Origin of the sequence: Alkaliphilus metalliredigens QYMF (assembly GCF_000016985.1) — a bacterium.
Lineage (GTDB): Bacteria > Bacillota > Clostridia > Peptostreptococcales > Natronincolaceae > Alkaliphilus_A > Alkaliphilus_A metalliredigens.
In genome coordinates this window covers 2,420,715-2,437,461 of sequence record NC_009633.1, presented here as the reverse complement: position 1 = coordinate 2,437,461, position 16,747 = coordinate 2,420,715, and the positions used below count along the sequence as shown (strand labels likewise).

The window sequence follows — 16,747 nt, the reverse complement described above, 5'->3', positions numbered from 1 at the left end:
TCCCTACCTTTGTATTAAGTCTCTCATATCTCCCATAATAGCTCTTGGTACTGGTAAATCGAGCATGGTTTTCAGTCCTTCTCTTGCGTTAATTACATGTGGAATCATATTGATACACATTGCGATTGTTCCAATACCACCTGGAATTTCCGGTTTAATTTGCATATTAATGTTTGGTGTTCCTTTAATCCAAATGTAATCTCCTGTGTCAACGCCTTCTTTTTCAGGAAGAATTTGCTGAGGATGTTCCATTTCAATCTTTACTTCTCCATCTACTGTGGCATAACCACATTGACGGCATCCAGCAACATTACCAGCCTCTACCTGAGCATACTTTGTTTCTCTATATACGTTAGTCATAATTGGTTCTCTTGTCTGATCGATTTTTTCTACTTCCCAGCCAATGCCATCAGCTACCATTTGAATAGACTCAGGAAAACCTACGTGTCCTGCTACCTTACCTGATTTAACCCCTGCCTCGAAGTCTTCTAATGTGAGTCCCACACCCTGCTCTTCCATCACGGCCTTACCAAAGGGAGCTAAGTCGTTAATTCTTGCTGCTTTGATATGCTCTACCTCTTCGCATGTTCCTGTTAATGCAAGAATTAATAAATCCAATACAAATCCTGGGTTAATTCCTGTTCCCAGTACAGTTACACCATTTTTCTTTGCAATTTTATCCATTTCTGCAGCTAATTCTGGTTCTTGTGCTTGGGGATAAGCCATCTCTTCTGCAGTTGAAATGACATTAATTTTATTTTCTAACATAAGTTTAATTTTATCGAAGGCCCCACGGGTAAAAGAATCTGTGGCCAGTATCGCAACATCTGCTGCCCCTTCTTTAACAATGTCTTCAATTTTATTTGTAATGATAACAGGGGCATACTGTGTTGCGTCTAATTCTAGTAAATCATACATGTTTTTACCTACTCTTTTGGCATTTCTATCACAAATACCAACAATTTCGACTCCCTTTTTCTTAAGTAGCATTTCTGCCATACCACTACCCATTGCTCCAAATCCCCAAATAATTACTTTAATATTTTCCATCAAAATCCCTCCATATTTTCATCATTTTAAATAAATTTCTACAACTAGTCAGTTGCAAGATCCTTGCCAGATTTATACTGTTTTCTTCTTTGTTTTCAGAATATAGTTACATTTTTATCTTTACTATTAATCGGTTACCATGTTTTGTAAATGCCTACGATTCCTAGTATTCCAAACACCCTATCCTTTTTATTCACGTGATACAATTAATTACATCAATGGTAGAGGCTTATTGTAAAAGTCCACAAAATAAAACTGCAAATAGTTTTGCAGTTTTAATGCAAATTTATTTGCAGTTTTAATTATACTTCTTTCCTCTTATGTTTTTTTAGTTTATGTTGTAAGGTTTGTCTCTTTATTCCTAATTTCCTAGCGGTTTGGCTTATATTGCCCTTGGACTCACTCATTGCATAAATAATCATCTGCATCTCGATATCATTCAATATTTCGTCTAACGACTGTCTACTGTCCAGGGGCAAGCCTGCAAATTGCTTTGCACCTATATTGCCTTTATTTCGCTTCATTTCTGAAGTCAAATACATAGGGAAATGTTCTTGTTTTAGAATATGTTCATCCTGAACCATGTTCATAGCCCCTTCTACTACATTTTCAAGTTCCCTGACATTTCCAGGCCAAGAATAAAGTTCAAACCGCTCCTTCATAAATTCCGATACCATCCAAACATCCTTATCAAGACGCTCATTATATTTATTAATAAAGTTTTGCGTCAATAGTACAATATCCTCAGGTCGTTCTGCTAGGGTTGGGAGTTGGATGTTAACAACGTTCAAACGGAAATATAGGTCCTTCCTAAGCCTGTATTCTTTAATGGCCTTTAAGGGGTCTTCATTGGTTGTTGCAATAATTCTGACATCAATAGGAATATTTTTTGTTCCACCAATTCGTCTTACATATCCTTCTTGTAACACCCGTAGTAACTTACCCTGTAGCTGTAATCCCATTGAGTTTATCTCGTCTAATAGGATCGTTCCACCATTTGCTTGCTCAAAAATACCCGGACGATCAATTGCTCCTGTAAACCCTCCCTTTATTGTTCCAAATAGAATGCCTTCCAGGAGTGATTCTGGAAAAGCTGCACAGTTTTCTGCTAAAAATGGTTTCTTCTTTCTATTACTGTGATAATGGATACTTTGAGCAAATAGCTCTTTTCCAGTTCCTGTCTCACCATATATGAGGACGCTTGACGAGGTGTTGGCAGCTCTTCTGGCTAACTGGACTGCTTCTATAAAAATGTGGCTTTTGCCAATTAAGTTTTCAAAGGTATATCTTTTAATTTCACTTTTATATGGGGGACTTGGTTTAATCAACTGCTGTTGTAAGGTTAAAACTTGATCCGATAGGTTTTTGATTTTTGTGATGTCTTTTGCAATTTCAACAGCACCAATTTTTTCCCCTTCTTGATAGAGGGGGAATGTTGTATTAATTGTTGTGATTTTTTTACTATGATTATTAAAATAAGTCTGCACTTGGTCAACAATTGGTTTCTGTGTCTCCAGCACCTTTAATAATGTACTGGTTTCATCATTTAGGCTAGGAAATACATCTAAAAGACTTTCACCTATTACTTCCTCTAGCTTCATTCCCTCTAGTTCAGCCATGGCCTGATTATACAGTATTGTCTTCCCCTTATTATCCACTACATGTACACCTTCATCAATTGACTGAAGAATTTGATCTAAAATAAAATACAGCTTTTTTGAAGATATCATGGCTCATCTCTCCTATACATAACGCTTTCATTATTTAGTATATCAGCTTTTAATTTTATATTAAATGTTTTATAAAAACAAAATTGATTTCGTCACTATTTGCTTCCTTCAGAATATTTTAAACGATCATTTTCAATGCATAAAAAAAGCAGAGGAACCTAGATTCCTCCACTTCAATTTATATCTTATTCATACAGTTTAAATTGATTACATAATTCATCTACTACTTTTTGAGCCTCTGATACCTTTTCAGGATGGTCTATTATGATATTCATAACCCCTGCGATCTTTTTCATTTCTTCTTCCTTCATCCCTCTAGTTGTGACCGCTGGTGTACCAATCCTAATCCCACTTGTTACAAATGGACTCTGTGGGTCAAAGGGAATTGTATTCTTATTCACTGTGATGCCTACTTCATCAAACAATCTCTCGGCATCTTTACCAGTAATATTTTTATTTCGTAAATCGATTAATAATAAGTGAGTATCTGTTCCATCAGATACTAAATCAAATCCTTGTTTCTTTAATTCTTCTCCAAGGGCCTTTGCATTTTTTATCACTTGTTCCTGATATGCTTTAAAGCCTGGTTCTAATGCTTCCTTGAAAGCCACTGCTTTAGCAGCAATCACATGCATGAGAGGTCCCCCTTGTAATCCAGGAAAAATCGCTTTATCAATGATTTTTGCATACTTCTCTTTACAAAGGATTGCGCCTCCCCTTGGTCCTCTTAATGTTTTATGTGTAGTGGTTGTAACAAAATCAGCATACTCACAAGGATTTTGATGTAATCCCACTGCCACTAATCCTGCAATGTGAGCCATATCAACCATTAAATAGGCCCCAACTGCATCAGCAATTTCTCTAAATTTTTTGAAATCAATTGCTCTAGGGTAGGCACTTGCACCGGCAACAATCATCTTTGGCTTTGCTTCTTGGGCCACTCTCATTACTTCTTCATAATCAATTCGGTGGGTTACACTGTCTACACCATAAGCAACAAAGTTATAATAAGCACCAGAGATATTTACTGGACTTCCATGGGTTAAGTGTCCTCCATGGGATAAGTTCATACCTAGCACAGTATCGCCGGGCTCTAATGTTGCAAAGTATACACCAATATTTGCATTTGCGCCAGAGTGCGGTTGTACATTGGCATGCTCGGCATTAAATAATTTCTTCAACCGATTCCTAGCTAGATTTTCAGCCACATCTACCTCTTCGCATCCACCATAATATCGTTTATCTGGGTAACCCTCTGCATATTTGTTAGTCAATTGACTCCCCATAGCTTCCATCACTGCAGTGGTTACAAAATTTTCAGAAGCGATTAACTCAATGCTTCCTCTTTGTCTTTTTGTTTCTTTCTGAATGACTTCATAAATTTCTTCATCAAATTTTTTCAATGTGTCAAAGTTCATATGCGTGTTCCCTCCTATATTACTAAATATTCTACTTTCCCATTATATGTTCTTTAGATATTTTTGACAAGTTAATCATTTTTATCATATATTTACAATATTTTATTCAATTTTGTGTTAAACTAATTCTACAATTGTATTTTACCCTACTGGTTTTTATTTTAACACTATAGGGGATTTTGGAGGTGAATGTGTTAAATGGTCAGTCGAAAAAAAATCGTTGTTTTGGCTTTATTTGCAGGTGAAATCATGCTGAAAAGTGGGGCTGAAACATATCGCGTAGAAGATACGATTAACCGAATTTGCAAATCTAGAGGTTTTCACTATGTAGAGTGCTTCGTTACGCCAACTGGAATTTTTGTATCCGTTGATAGTAAGGGAGAAGACCAAGGTGAAATTATCTCATATATCAAAAGAATTAAGTCTAGAAGCATCAACCTAAATAAAATATCCGAAGTAAATGACTTTTCCAGACGGTTTGTAGGTAGTGAAATCCCTATAGAAGAAGGCATGAAGCAATTAAGACTCATTGATAAAATCAAGCCTTACCCACCATACCTTCGTTCCATTGCAGGAGGCATCGCTAGTTTATTTGTTGTCTTACTCTTTGGTGGTAACTTTTTAGAATCTTTAGCTGCTTTCTTTACCAGCATTTGTATCACTTATACATTATACTTTTTTATTGATTGTGGATTCACTCCTTTTTTAACACATATCTCTGGTGGTGTGGTTGCTTCCCTATTGGCAATTGTGTTTTCTTATACACATCCTTCCATTAACGTTGATAATGTTGTTATCGGAGCATTAATGATTATGGTACCTGGTGTTGCCATTACCAATGCAGTAAGAGATTCAATTGCTGGCGACCTACTTTCTGGATTAGCCAGAGCTGCAGAGGCGTTGATCATTGCAACCTCTATTGCTTTTGGGGTAGGGTTTACCCTTAAGCTTTGGATGATTATGATGGGGGGGACTCTGGTATGATCCACGGATTGAATCATTTTGTTTACGCATTTATATCTACTATCGGCTTCGCCTTATTATTTAATGCACCTAAAAACGCTTTGTTAAAATCTGGATTAGGTGGTGGATTAGGATGGCTTACTTATATCCTCGTTAACCAGATTAGTGGTTCCACCGTGGCATCGACATTCATTGCTGCTTTAGTCATTGCTACTACTGGTGAAATATTTGCTATTATTGGTAGAAAGCCCATTACCGTATTTATTATTCCTGGTATTATTCCCCTTGTTCCTGGCTATGGTTTGTATTATATGATGTTATCCATTATTGAAGGTGATTCAGCTAAGGCCCTCACTTATGGCAGTGATGCATTGCTAGTTGCAATTGCAATTGCCGGCGCTTTAACCATTGTGCTATCACTTAATTCCTATCGCAAGCAAAAACAAACAAGAAGAAGTCTAGTTTAATTAGACTTCTTCTTGTTTGTTTTTTCTCCAGTAAATCAGCTTTATTCAACAATTTCTGAAATGATTGGGGTAAAATCCTTATTTGTTTTAAACTTGTTCTCCCTAATTTTGATTACCATGAAAGAAGTTGCCATGAATATAAATCCAGCAAAGGCTGTGAGTAGGTCTCTATAATTTTCTACTCCCAAAGCACTTAGCATGGCATTTCCCGCAAATATACCCATCATTAAGGCGAACAAAGGAATCATATATACAATAAAAGCAGCAGCTAAAACATTTTGATGTTCCATATCAATTTCTACACGCTGCCCCACTTGTGCATTGGCATTATTCAGGGCTTTGACTTCAAGCTTCATCTCTTCTTGGCCCATTTTACAAGCTGTACAATCTCCACAGCTTGCCTGTCTTTGCATTAGCACCTTGGCCATCTTGCCTTCTAGGCTTACCACTGTTCCACATTGTTTCATCTTTTTCCCTCCTTCAACTATACCTTAGACATATTATTTCTACCCATTTATACATAGGGTTAATCATTCTAGCAGCTGATCAAATCTCTCACAATAACAGATGCAATAATCAGTCCCACTGCTGAGGGAACAAAAGCTACACTGCCTGGAATTTGATGACGAGTCGTACATGTTCTGTCTTGATTAGGACAAATACAGCCTGTATGACAATTACTATCAATCTCTAGTGGTATCATGGGTTCTTCTTGAGAATAAACTACCTTTAAATCCTGTATTCCTCTTTTTCTCAATTCTTTTCTCATGATTCTAGCCAATGGACAAATGGATGTCTCATAAATATCTGCTACTTCAAGCTTTGTTGGATCTAACTTGTTTCCAGCACCCATGCTACTGATTATTGGAATGTTCTTGTTTTTGCATCGCTCAATTAAATCAAGCTTAGCAGAAACCATATCGATGGCATCAACCACATAATCATATGAATAATCTAGTAACCGCTCGGCACTATCACGATTATATAGTTCCTTGTAGGTGATTACTTCAGCCTTAGGATTAATCTCTAGTACCCTTTGTTTCATTGTTTCAACCTTTGATTTACCTACTGTGACTCTTGTGGCATGCAATTGTCTATTAATATTGGTTAGACAAATATCGTCATCATCTACTAAGATGAATTTACTAACGCCTGTTCTTGCTAATGCTTCAACGGCAAAGGTACCTACCCCGCCAATACCAAACACACCAATTGTACAACCTTTAAGCTTATTTAAGCCTTCAGTTCCAATTAATAATTCTGATCTGGAAAATGGATGTAAGGCCATATCTCTCCTCCTTATATTATACACTAAAATAAATCTTAACCAAAAAAGCATAGGAAGTCAAGCTCCTATACTTTGGATTTACCTTTATTACATACTTTGTTAATATAAATCCCCACTGTGCCGTACCCGGCCGTTTTGAAACCCGCATGTGCAGGTGGGTGTCCTATTGCTACTCTCGCAAGTCCTCGATCAAATTATGAGGCATGTGCTCCAGCAACAAACCCAAACTCCCAATGTAGTAATGTTGCCTCAAAACGAAACCTTTATTACAAACACAGTAGGTTTTCTAAATATATAGTACCACATTTTTCTGACTATTGCAAGTCAATTGGCCATCTTAGGACAAAAATGGCATTCTTTGCAGTTGTTCAGTCTGTTCACTAGATCACTACAGGCTCTTCGTGAAAAGATACAGGGAATGTTTCCTTGCTTGGCTTTATCTTTTACGATTTCTGTAATATTATGTTCAATAAAATCATAAAATACAATCACCATATCAATTTCTCCAGGGATGTCCATTTTCCGCATTCCCTTCTTACGCCCAGTCCAATGTATGTATTCATTGATTCCAAAACTTTCCAATGTGTTAGGAATATTTCCCAACCGATCTGCTCCTACTAATAGTGCTTTCATTTTTTTCACCTCACTTGAGAACTATTTTCATTTACCTTATTATATTATACCCTCTTTCACTTGTCAACAAACTTATTCAATCATTACATAATACTTTTACATAAAAAAATTGGCGTATGATTAATCATACGCCAACATGGCTCCATAAGAGATTATTCTGGTAATTGCACTCTAATTGCAAGTTCTTTCAATTGCTTTTCATCTGCAATAGAAGGTGCATTTGTCATAGGACAAATTGCATTTTGTGTTTTGGGAAATGCAATCACTTGGCGAATATTTTCTTCTTGGGCCAAAATCATCACCAATCGATCTAAACCAAAAGCAATTCCACCATGGGGTGGTGTACCATATTTAAATGCTTCAAGTAAAAACCCAAATTTTTCCCAGGCCTCTTCTTCGCTAAATCCTAGTGTTTTAAACATTTTTTGCTGTAGCTCCGATGAGAAAATTCGCAAGCTCCCGCCACCTATTTCATATCCATTTAGAACAATATCATAGGCCTTGGCCCTTACTTTCTCAGGATGAGTATCAAGTAATGGAATATCCTCATCTACTGGTGATGTAAATGGATGATGCATTGCCATATAACGGTTTTCTTCTTCGTCATACTCAAAGAGTGGGAAATCTGTCACCCATAGCATTTTAAACTCTTCTTTATTAAGTAGTCCTAATCGTTTTGCCACTTCGATCCTAAGATGTCCTAATGAGTCATAAACAACTTTAGGTTGGTCAGCAACAAATAGCAGTAGATCTCCTGAGTTTGCATCGGTGGCCTCTAATAATGCCTTGGTTTCATCTTCATTGAAAAACTTTGCAATTGGTGAGGTCACCCCTTCTGCTGTTACCTTCATCCACGCCAGTCCCTTGGCTCCGTAGGTTTTAACAAACTCCTCCAGACTAGTAATGTCCTTTCTACTAAATTGCTCTGCATAGCCCTTAACATTAATGGCCTTCACAAATCCACCATTTTGAATTGCTGAGGAAAATACTTTAAATCCCGATTCCTTAACAATCTCACCTAGGTCTACTAACTCAAAATCAAAGCGGATATCAGGCTTATCAGAACCGTATCGTTCCATTGCTTCATCGTATGGCATTTGTGGAAATGGTAATTGAATATCGATGTCTAAAGCATCTTTAAACACTTTCTTTAAAAGATTTTCATTCATCTCAATAATGTCTTGCTGATCAACAAAGGACATTTCACAGTCAATTTGTGTAAACTCTGGTTGTCGATCTGCTCGTAAATCCTCATCTCTAAAGCATTTCACAATTTGAAAATACCGCTCCATTCCAGATACCATCAGGAGTTGCTTAAAAAGCTGTGGGGATTGAGGTAGGGCAAAGAACTTCCCTGGATTGACTCTGCTAGGCACAAGATAATCTCTTGCCCCTTCTGGCGTTGGTTTTGTCAGCATAGGCGTTTCCACTTCAATAAACCCTTCATCACTTAAAAAGTTTCTGACTATTTTTGACACCGTATGTCTAAGCATTAAGTTTTTCTGCATTGACGACTTTCTTAAATCTAAATAGCGGTACTTTAATCTTAAATTTTCTCCTACATCATCATCATCTTTAATGTAAATGGGTGTTGTCTCTGCGGTATTTAATACTTCTAGTGTGTCTACAAATATTTCTACTTCTCCTGTGGGCATATTAGGGTTAACTGAATGTCGTTTGAAAACTTTCCCCCTAGCAGAAATCACATATTCTGATCCTAGTGTTTCCGCTTGATTAAAAGCCTCCTGGGAGATATCTTTATCAAATACAACTTGGGACATACCAGAGCGATCTCTGATATCGACAAAAATCAAGCCACCTAAATCTCTTCTTTTTTGAACCCATCCTGTTAATGTAACTGTTTCACCGATATGTTCTGTTCTTAAACTTCCAGCCATATGACTTCGTTTCATATTCATTATACTCATCATTTCCTCTCTATAACTTATCTCTTAGTATATCTACAATTTTATCAATGCTTATTTCACTTTGTTCCCCTGTTTCCATGTTTTTCAGAGACACAGTGCCTCTTTCTAGCTCTTCATCACCAATGATGGCCGTATACTGTGCCATTAATTTATTTGCATACTTAAATTGAGCCTTGGTGCTTCGTGAGAGATGATCTTGATCAGCCCGCAAACCCATTTGACGCAATTCACTTAGTATTTTAAATCCTTGCAATTCAGCTTTTTCTCCCATGGTTACTAAGAAGATATCTAATCCTTCAGGTTTAGGGATTACGATTCCTTGGGTCTCCAAGGCCAGGATGGCTCTTTCCAATCCCATACCAAATCCAACTCCAGGGGTTGCAGGTCCACCACATTGCTCAACCAGTTGATCATATCTTCCGCCACCACAGAGTGTCCCCTTTTTCCCGGCTTCGTCAGTAATAATCTCAAAGGCTGTTTTACTGTAATAGTCTAACCCTCTTACGATCTTGGGATCAATGGTAAATGGCACACCAATGGCCTCTAAATGATTTTGAACTCCCTCAAAGTGATCTCGGCACTCATCACAGATATAGTCAATCATCAATGGCACATCTGTCAGCTGTTCCTGACAGGATTCTACCTTACAATCGATAATTCTCATGGGATTACGTTCATATCTACTTTGACAAGTCCCACATAAATTGTCAATACGATTACTTAAGTAGGTTTTTAACACCTCATTATAGTGCTCTTTGCACTGAGGGCATCCAATACTATTAATTCTTACTTCTAGTTTTTCAAGTCCTAGCTTCTGGTAAATGGTCATTGCCACATGTATCACTTCTGCATCAATTGACGCATTTGAAGCGCCAAAGACTTCGATGCCAAACTGGTGATGTTGACGATATCGACCTGCTTGGGGTCGTTCATACCTAAATACAGGTGTGATATAGTACAATTTAGTTGGCTGTGCATCAGCATACAGCTTGTTTTCAATAAAAGACCTGACCACAGGAGCGGTTCCTTCAGGCTTCAGGGTTACACTTCTTTTACCTCGATCTTCAAAGGTATACATCTCTTTTTCAACGACATCTGTTGTCTCTCCGATTCCTCTTTCAAACAGTTCTGTATGCTCAAAGACAGGGGTTCTTATTTCTTGAAACCCAAAGCATTCCGCAACATCCTTGGCAATTTTTTCAACATAATGCCATTTATAGCTCTCACTGGGTAATACATCTTTTGTTCCTCTCGGTACCTTAGTTAACATAAACACGCCTCCATTCTATCCTATTTATCATAAAATACAAAAAAACCCCTGATCCCTGTATCTGAGAAGGGACGAGAGGTTTATTCCCGCGGTGCCACCCTAGTTGGACAAAGTCCCACTTTACCATTAACGCTGGTCACGGATCCCCCTACATTATTTCAGAAGACCAATTTATAGGTGTCTTCAGCATAGCTATTGTATCGAGCTTACACTATCCTCGACTCGCTGAGACAAAACACTGTACTTACTACTCCTAATCAACATCGTTTTCAATATAATTTCTAATATTATAATTTCTTTTGCAAATATTGTCAACTCATAATTGAAATAAACTTTTGTTTTCGTTGGACCATTTCATCTACTCGTTGAATATAGTGCTCTAAATCTTTAACATTGGGAACCCGCTCAAGGCGATTTTCTTTAGGGTATGTAAATTTTGAGACACCACCAGCTCCCACAGCGATAATCGTTTGTTTTTCTTCCATTATCTGTATATTGTAGATACACTCATATCCGATAGCACTGTATCCAATGTTTTCGAAGTTGCCAAGCATATGCTTCTGTCTATACATGTAGTAGGGGTGTAACCCTAGCTTTTCAGCATAATTCCGTGTAATTTGTAACATTTTTTGTATTTCATCATGCTGTGACAACTCATAATGCTCCTGATCCTTGATCAAATTAGAACCTTTTTTGATGGCCAAGGTATGAACTGTTAAATTTGTTGGGGCAAGCTTTTGGATTTCCTTCATGGTATAGGCTACCATTTCACTATCTTCACCAGGTAAGCCAATAATTAAATCCATGTTGATATTTTCAAACCCAGCATCTCGAGCCATTTTGCAAGCCTCAAGAAAGTCTTGAACTGAATGTTTTCGCCCAATTGTTTGTAATGTGCAGTCATTCATGGTTTGGGGATTAATACTTACTCTTGTTGTTCCTTGACTTTTTAGAAACGCCAGTTTTTCTAAGTCAATGGTGTCAGGTCGTCCAGCTTCAACTGTAATCTCTTTAATCCTATCCTTATCAAAGGAAGCATAGACACTCTGAAAAATTTTATCAAAATGTGATATATGTAGGGTAGTAGGCGTTCCTCCACCTATGTAAAGCGTCTCTATTTTTTTATTTTTCTGTTTAAGTAGTTTCCCAATTTCAGTAATTTCCACACACAACTGTTCTACATATTCATCCATTAAATGGCCCCATTGAGTCACACTATTAGAAGGAAATGAGCAATACAGACATCTGGTTGGGCAGAAGGGCACACTGATATATAGACTTACCAAGCCCTCATCTATGGGATATATATATTGATACTCTTTTTTAGCAACATCTAAAAGTAGTTGGGCCTTTTCTTCCTGAACAAAGTATTCTTCTAGTAGGTGTTCGATAATATATTGATCTGATAGACCCGCATTCAGTAGTTCATGGACAATTTTAGTAGGTCTAATCCCCAATAAAATCCCCCAGGGAATATTGACATGTTTCATATTACGTAAAAACTGGAACAAACTTTTCTTTAATAACAACTTGCACTTCTTACTTGTTTCACGGGAAGAACTGTTTTCCTGTATGGTGACTTCTATGCTAACATGCTGCACTTCACTTGATTGATTTGAATATGCCTCTACAAGAATGTGACTGCCTTGAATCGTCAGCCGTGATATAATGATTTCATGCTCAGCTTGAGTCTCGTTAAAAAGATCCTCCGGCATTTCATCATAGGTGCTTATACTCATTTCCCCATGGGGGAAAAAAAGTTTTAATAGCTCTTTGATTTCATAATGGAAATCATGACCAATGCATACGATATCAATCATTAGTGTTTACTCCTATCAATAGTCTCTATAAATCTCATCCTTCAATTGCTTGATATATTTACGACTTACCCCTAGCTCATTTGCCATTTCTTCATCTGATAATCCATCCTCTGTCATTTCTATAAAATTATGAAAGTCTAGATCCACAAGAGAACTTACTGTTTTTTCCTGGATTAAGTGGCCAATTTTATTTTTCATAACATACCTCCCAAAGGTGTTTTAACATTATTATTGCCACCTTTATGGGGAGTATACCGATGCCTAGCCATCTTAAACAAAATAACCAGTCAATGTGAGGGTCTTTCTTGTGATGCCTTATTTAATATATGGATTGGTCATTCTCTCAATTCCAATTGTTGAGGCAGGTCCATGTCCAGGTAAAACAGTCAGTTCATCATCTAGGGTCATTAACTTGCTTTGAATAGAAGCAATTAATTGATCATAATTACCACCCTCTAGATCAGATCTACCTATGGAGTTGGCAAATAGGGTATCTCCTGTAAAAACCACACCCTCACCACGTATGCATACCCCACCAGGGGAATGACCTGGGGTGTGTAGCACATGTAGCTTTAAATTACCAATTGTTAAGACCTCTCCATCCTTTAAGAAAACATCTGTGTCAATGGTAACAACAGGTCCTCCCATCCTTGCGGAATAATTTATATTTGCATCCTTTAAAATATATAAATCATCTTCATGTACATATACAGGGGCCTTTGTTTTCTCATGTAACTCATTTACTGCGCCTATATGGTCCCCATGGCCATGTGTTAATAAAATATGTGTCAATTCAAATTGATTGTCTTTAATTAATTCAAGAATCTTATCAGCATCTCCACCTGGATCGACCACAGCCGCTTTTCCAGTCTCATCGTCACTAATAACATAGCAATTTACTCCAAATACACCTGCAGCGATTTTTTCAAGAAACATATTAGCCCTCCTAAAAAGTTTTTTTACTGTCAATTAACATTGTAACAGGTCCATCATTAATGGCATGAACCATCATATGAGCTTGGAAAACCCCTGTTCCCACCGTCATGCCCACATCATTGCAGCACCGTACAAACTCTTGGTACAAGTAGTCTGCCTCATCTGGTTTGGCAGCTTCAGAAAAGCTTGGTCTACGCCCTTTACGGCAGTCTCCAAATAACGTAAACTGAGAAATCACCAATAGACTTCCACCTACATCTTTGACAGAAAGATTTAATTTCTCTTCTTGATCTTCAAAAATGCGCAAATTTACAATTTTTTCTGCTAAATACTTTGCATCCTCAACTGTATCTTCTCTCCCGACACCTAAATAAACCAGGAGTCCAAAGTTACACTCTCCAGTAATTTCACCTTCAACAGTCACTTTGCCTTCTTTAATTCTTTGTACAACTGCTCTCATATTTATACACCTCGTTTACTCCTGATTAAGTGATCACCCTAAACACTTCATATACACCATTGAGATTACGTATCTTCTGCATTAGTTTATCTAAATGCTCAATATCTGTAATTTCCATAATGAGGTTGACCACAGCGATCCGTTCTTTGTTTGTTCGGGCATTCAGTCCATTGACAGTGATTTTTGATTCAGATAGAATCTGAGTGACTTCTGAAAGTAAACCTTTGCGATCCGAAGCATTTAGTTGTATTTCTACTTGGAATGCAATTGGTTTTCTAACATCCCATTCTACCTCAATAAAGCGATCAGGTGTTTCAGCAGTCTCCAATAAATTATGACAGTCTTTTCGATGTATGGAAACCCCTCGTCCTCTGGTGATATAGCCAGTTATTTCGTCGCCAGGCACAGGAGTACAGCACTTAGAAAACCGGACCATAATGTTATCAATTCCCTTTACTTTAACACCTTGATTTTGTTGATTTTGTTTGTTTCGTTTTTTTTCATCCTGTACTCTTGAATCCTTTATGAATGATTCTTCATTGATCACAGGAGGAGGCGTTTCTTTTTTAACATTTTCCCTAATTTTTGTGGTGATTTGGGAGAGTGTTACCCCACCATAGCCAAGTACTGCATACAAATCTTCCTCACTGGCTAATCCTAGTCTCTTGGCGACGGCGGATAGGACTTTACTCTGCAATACCTCATTCATGGTGAATCCTTGACGTCTTACTTCCTTCTCTAAAAGATCTTTTCCCTTTTCAATATTCTCTTCTTTTCGTTCCTTTTTGAACCACTGTTTAATTTTCGTGCTTGCTTGAGAGCTTTTTACTATTTTTAACCAATCTCGACTTGGTCCTACACTTTGAGAAGAGGTTAATATCTCTACAATGTTTCCATTCTTCAGCTTATAATCTATTGGAACCATTCGACTATCTACTTTTGCACCTACGCATTTATTTCCAACATCAGAGTGAATTTTATAGGCGAAGTCAATAGGTGTAGAGCCAGAAGGCAGGTTAATCACCTCTCCCTTTGGCGTAAACACAAATACTTCATTTGTATATAAGTCTACCTTGAGGGATGCCATAAATTCCTTTGGATCCTTTGTGTCTTTTTCCCACTCCAGCATTTGCCTTAACCAAGTGAGTTTAGTATCCATGTCATCCTCATTGTTTATTGACTTTCCTTCTTTATAGCTCCAGTGGGCCGCAATACCAAATTCTGCAATTTGATGCATTTCTTTGGTACGAATTTGAATCTCAAATGGTTCTCCATTAGGACCTATCACCGTTGTATGCAAAGATTGATACATGTTTGGTTTTGGCATTGCAATATAGTCTTTAAATCTCCCGGGTATGGGCTTCCATAATGTATGAACAATTCCTAAAATACCATAACAGTCCTTTACATTATTTACAATGACACGAAAAGCAATAAAGTCAAATATTTCGTCAAATGATTTATTTTGATAGACCATTTTTCTATAAATACTATAAAAATGCTTTGGTCGTCCAGATATTTCATTTTCAATTCCGAATTCATCCATTTTACCATCTAAAATAGAAATGACTTTGTTAATAAATGTCTCCCGATCTCTTCTCTTTTTAGCCACTTTATCAACTAGATCATAATATCCTTCGGGATCTATATAAAGTAGACATAGGTCCTCTAACTCCCATTTGATTCTAGAAATACCTAACCTGTGGGCTATTGGCGCAAAAATTTCCAGGGTTTCCATTGCCTTTTCTTTTTTCTTTTCGTCTGATTGATACTTAAGTGTTCGCATATTATGAAGTCGATCAGCCAGCTTTATCAATACAACTCTAATATCCTTAGCCATAGCAATAAACATTTTGCGCAAGTTTTCTGCTTGTCTTTCTTCCTTGGATTCAAAAGAAAGACGGGTCAATTTTGTTACACCCTCAACTAGTTCAGCCACTTCTTCCCCAAACTCTTCTCTTACCTTCCCATATCCATATGGTGTATCTTCAATAACATCATGAAGTAGTCCAGCTGCAATGGTACTGCTATCCATTTTCAACTCGATTAAAATTTTCGCCACTTCCACTGGATGAATAAAATATTGCTCACCTGATTTCCTATATTGACCTTGGTGTGCATTTTCACCATAATGATAAGCTCGAATAATTAATTCCGCATCGCATTGAGGGTTATATTCTTCAATCTTTGCTATCAAGTTTTCCAACATTATACTCACCCTCTTTCGTTTTCTGAATAAATTTCATTTTTCCCATGTTTAACTTTACAGCTTAGTATTTAAGTAATGATTTCACTGAGTACCCTTTTAATACTTCCCCTCCATTTAAGAAACCCAACTCAATTAAAAAATTAATAGAAACCACTTCTCCACCTAATTCTTCAATTAATTTAGCTGTGGCAACCACTGTTCCTCCAGTGGCTAATAGATCGTCTAATATGGCCACTCTTTGACCCGGTTGAATGGCGTCTGTGTGAATTTCTAAGGAATCCGTGCCATATTCCAATTCATACTCATAGCTAATGGTTTCTCCGGGAAGTTTTCCAGGTTTTCTTATGGGTACAAATCCTGCTCCAATTTTATAGGCCACAGGAGCACCCACTAAAAATCCCCTTGCTTCAGGTCCAACCACAATATCTATGTCTAGATCTATTAGTTGATCCGACAATTGGTCTACCATACTTCGAAAAGCTTCTTTATCCTTTAATAATGTGGTAATATCCTTGAAGCTAATCCCCTTTTTCGGAAAATCTTCGATTACTCTTATTTTGCTATCTAAATTCATT

General features: G+C 37.3%; 16 protein-coding genes, 1 other RNA gene and 1 other annotated feature. Of the genes, 2 read left to right on the top strand and 15 right to left on the bottom strand.

Annotated features, from left to right (window positions below; translation table 11 throughout):
* Positions 1–3: 3 nt before the first annotated feature.
* The 3 genes from ord to AMET_RS11690 form a co-directional block, all read right to left on the bottom strand.
* Complete coding sequence (gene ord, locus AMET_RS11700; protein ID WP_012063496.1) at positions 4–1,050, bottom strand: 2,4-diaminopentanoate dehydrogenase; 1,047 nt, start codon at positions 1,048–1,050, stop codon at positions 4–6.
* Between the two features lie 302 nt (positions 1,051–1,352).
* Positions 1,353–2,780, bottom strand: coding sequence for a sigma-54 interaction domain-containing protein (locus AMET_RS11695; RefSeq protein ID WP_012063495.1), 1,428 nt, complete (start codon positions 2,778–2,780; stop codon positions 1,353–1,355).
* 185 nt (positions 2,781–2,965) lie between these two features.
* The gene (locus AMET_RS11690) at positions 2,966–4,198 is read right to left on the bottom strand and encodes a serine hydroxymethyltransferase (protein ID WP_012063494.1); all 1,233 of its coding nucleotides are present in this window, start codon (positions 4,196–4,198) and stop codon (positions 2,966–2,968) included.
* Positions 4,199–4,396: 198 nt separating this feature from the next.
* Between AMET_RS11690 and AMET_RS11685 the strand changes: the two genes are divergently transcribed.
* Entirely contained in the window at positions 4,397–5,182 is a 786-nt protein-coding gene (locus tag AMET_RS11685; protein WP_012063493.1) for a threonine/serine exporter family protein, read from the top strand.
* Positions 5,179–5,628 (top strand): threonine/serine exporter family protein, encoded by a 450-nt coding sequence (locus AMET_RS11680; RefSeq protein WP_012063492.1) that lies wholly within the window; start codon positions 5,179–5,181, stop codon positions 5,626–5,628. The genes AMET_RS11685 and AMET_RS11680 overlap by 4 nt, the downstream gene beginning before the upstream one ends.
* Positions 5,629–5,669: 41 nt before the next feature.
* On the opposite strand, the gene AMET_RS11675 is transcribed toward AMET_RS11680, so the two are convergent.
* The 12 genes from AMET_RS11675 to AMET_RS11625 all read right to left on the bottom strand — a co-directional run bounded on the left by AMET_RS11675 (position 5,670) and on the right by AMET_RS11625 (position 16,746).
* A complete protein-coding gene (locus tag AMET_RS11675; RefSeq protein WP_012063491.1) occupies positions 5,670–6,095 on the bottom strand; it encodes a SoxR reducing system RseC family protein in 426 nt (141 codons plus the stop codon).
* 68 nt (positions 6,096–6,163) lie between these two features.
* The gene (locus AMET_RS11670; protein ID WP_041720722.1) at positions 6,164–6,916 is read right to left on the bottom strand and encodes a tRNA threonylcarbamoyladenosine dehydratase; all 753 of its coding nucleotides are present in this window, start codon (positions 6,914–6,916) and stop codon (positions 6,164–6,166) included.
* 105 nt (positions 6,917–7,021) lie between these two features.
* A non-coding RNA gene (ssrS, locus tag AMET_RS25050) (6S RNA) lies at positions 7,022–7,203 on the bottom strand.
* 37 nt (positions 7,204–7,240) lie between these two features.
* Entirely contained in the window at positions 7,241–7,549 is a 309-nt protein-coding gene (locus AMET_RS11665; RefSeq protein ID WP_012063489.1) for a DUF2325 domain-containing protein, read from the bottom strand.
* Between the two features lie 152 nt (positions 7,550–7,701).
* Positions 7,702–9,480 (bottom strand): aspartate--tRNA ligase, encoded by a 1,779-nt coding sequence (aspS, locus tag AMET_RS11660; RefSeq protein ID WP_041720720.1) that lies wholly within the window; start codon positions 9,478–9,480, stop codon positions 7,702–7,704.
* Positions 9,481–9,487: 7 nt separating this feature from the next.
* Positions 9,488–10,747 carry a histidine--tRNA ligase gene (hisS, locus tag AMET_RS11655; RefSeq protein WP_012063487.1) on the bottom strand — a complete coding sequence of 420 codons (1,260 nt, stop codon included), beginning with the start codon at positions 10,745–10,747 and terminating at the stop codon, positions 9,488–9,490.
* Positions 10,748–10,811: 64 nt separating this feature from the next.
* Positions 10,812–11,017, bottom strand: a binding site (T-box leader).
* 41 nt (positions 11,018–11,058) lie between these two features.
* Positions 11,059–12,567, bottom strand: coding sequence for a coproporphyrinogen dehydrogenase HemZ (hemZ, locus tag AMET_RS11650; protein ID WP_012063486.1), 1,509 nt, complete (start codon positions 12,565–12,567; stop codon positions 11,059–11,061).
* A gap of 15 nt (positions 12,568–12,582) precedes the next feature.
* Positions 12,583–12,765 carry a hypothetical protein gene (locus AMET_RS11645; RefSeq protein ID WP_012063485.1) on the bottom strand — a complete coding sequence of 61 codons (183 nt, stop codon included), beginning with the start codon at positions 12,763–12,765 and terminating at the stop codon, positions 12,583–12,585.
* Between the two features lie 117 nt (positions 12,766–12,882).
* Entirely contained in the window at positions 12,883–13,503 is a 621-nt protein-coding gene (locus AMET_RS11640) for an MBL fold metallo-hydrolase (RefSeq protein ID WP_012063484.1), read from the bottom strand.
* Positions 13,504–13,513: 10 nt separating this feature from the next.
* Entirely contained in the window at positions 13,514–13,963 is a 450-nt protein-coding gene (gene dtd, locus AMET_RS11635; RefSeq protein WP_012063483.1) for a D-aminoacyl-tRNA deacylase, read from the bottom strand.
* A gap of 25 nt (positions 13,964–13,988) precedes the next feature.
* Positions 13,989–16,172, bottom strand: a complete 2,184-nt coding sequence (locus AMET_RS11630; protein WP_012063482.1) for a RelA/SpoT family protein — start codon at positions 16,170–16,172, stop codon at positions 13,989–13,991.
* Positions 16,173–16,233: 61 nt separating this feature from the next.
* Positions 16,234–16,746 (bottom strand): adenine phosphoribosyltransferase, encoded by a 513-nt coding sequence (locus tag AMET_RS11625; RefSeq protein WP_012063481.1) that lies wholly within the window; start codon positions 16,744–16,746, stop codon positions 16,234–16,236.
* Between the last annotated feature and the right edge of the window lies 1 nt (position 16,747).

What these genes read in the sequence shown, in the direction of transcription:
- ord (WP_012063496.1), bottom strand. Translation starts at nt 1,050, where the DNA reads ATGGAAAATATTAAAGTAATTATTTGGGGATTTGGAGCAATGGGTAGT.
- AMET_RS11695 (WP_012063495.1), bottom strand. Translation starts at nt 2,780, where the DNA reads ATGATATCTTCAAAAAAGCTGTATTTTATTTTAGATCAAATTCTTCAG.
- AMET_RS11690 (WP_012063494.1), bottom strand. Translation starts at nt 4,198, where the DNA reads ATGAACTTTGACACATTGAAAAAATTTGATGAAGAAATTTATGAAGTC.
- AMET_RS11685 (WP_012063493.1), top strand. Translation starts at nt 4,397, where the DNA reads ATGGTCAGTCGAAAAAAAATCGTTGTTTTGGCTTTATTTGCAGGTGAA.
- AMET_RS11680 (WP_012063492.1), top strand. Translation starts at nt 5,179, where the DNA reads ATGATCCACGGATTGAATCATTTTGTTTACGCATTTATATCTACTATC.
- AMET_RS11675 (WP_012063491.1), bottom strand. Translation starts at nt 6,095, where the DNA reads ATGAAACAATGTGGAACAGTGGTAAGCCTAGAAGGCAAGATGGCCAAG.
- AMET_RS11670 (WP_041720722.1), bottom strand. Translation starts at nt 6,916, where the DNA reads ATGGCCTTACATCCATTTTCCAGATCAGAATTATTAATTGGAACTGAA.
- AMET_RS11665 (WP_012063489.1), bottom strand. Translation starts at nt 7,549, where the DNA reads ATGAAAGCACTATTAGTAGGAGCAGATCGGTTGGGAAATATTCCTAAC.
- aspS (WP_041720720.1), bottom strand. Translation starts at nt 9,480, where the DNA reads ATGATGAGTATAATGAATATGAAACGAAGTCATATGGCTGGAAGTTTA.
- hisS (WP_012063487.1), bottom strand. Translation starts at nt 10,747, where the DNA reads ATGTTAACTAAGGTACCGAGAGGAACAAAAGATGTATTACCCAGTGAG.
- hemZ (WP_012063486.1), bottom strand. Translation starts at nt 12,567, where the DNA reads ATGATTGATATCGTATGCATTGGTCATGATTTCCATTATGAAATCAAA.
- AMET_RS11645 (WP_012063485.1), bottom strand. Translation starts at nt 12,765, where the DNA reads ATGAAAAATAAAATTGGCCACTTAATCCAGGAAAAAACAGTAAGTTCT.
- AMET_RS11640 (WP_012063484.1), bottom strand. Translation starts at nt 13,503, where the DNA reads ATGTTTCTTGAAAAAATCGCTGCAGGTGTATTTGGAGTAAATTGCTAT.
- dtd (WP_012063483.1), bottom strand. Translation starts at nt 13,963, where the DNA reads ATGAGAGCAGTTGTACAAAGAATTAAAGAAGGCAAAGTGACTGTTGAA.
- AMET_RS11630 (WP_012063482.1), bottom strand. Translation starts at nt 16,172, where the DNA reads ATGTTGGAAAACTTGATAGCAAAGATTGAAGAATATAACCCTCAATGC.
- AMET_RS11625 (WP_012063481.1), bottom strand. Translation starts at nt 16,746, where the DNA reads ATGAATTTAGATAGCAAAATAAGAGTAATCGAAGATTTTCCGAAAAAG.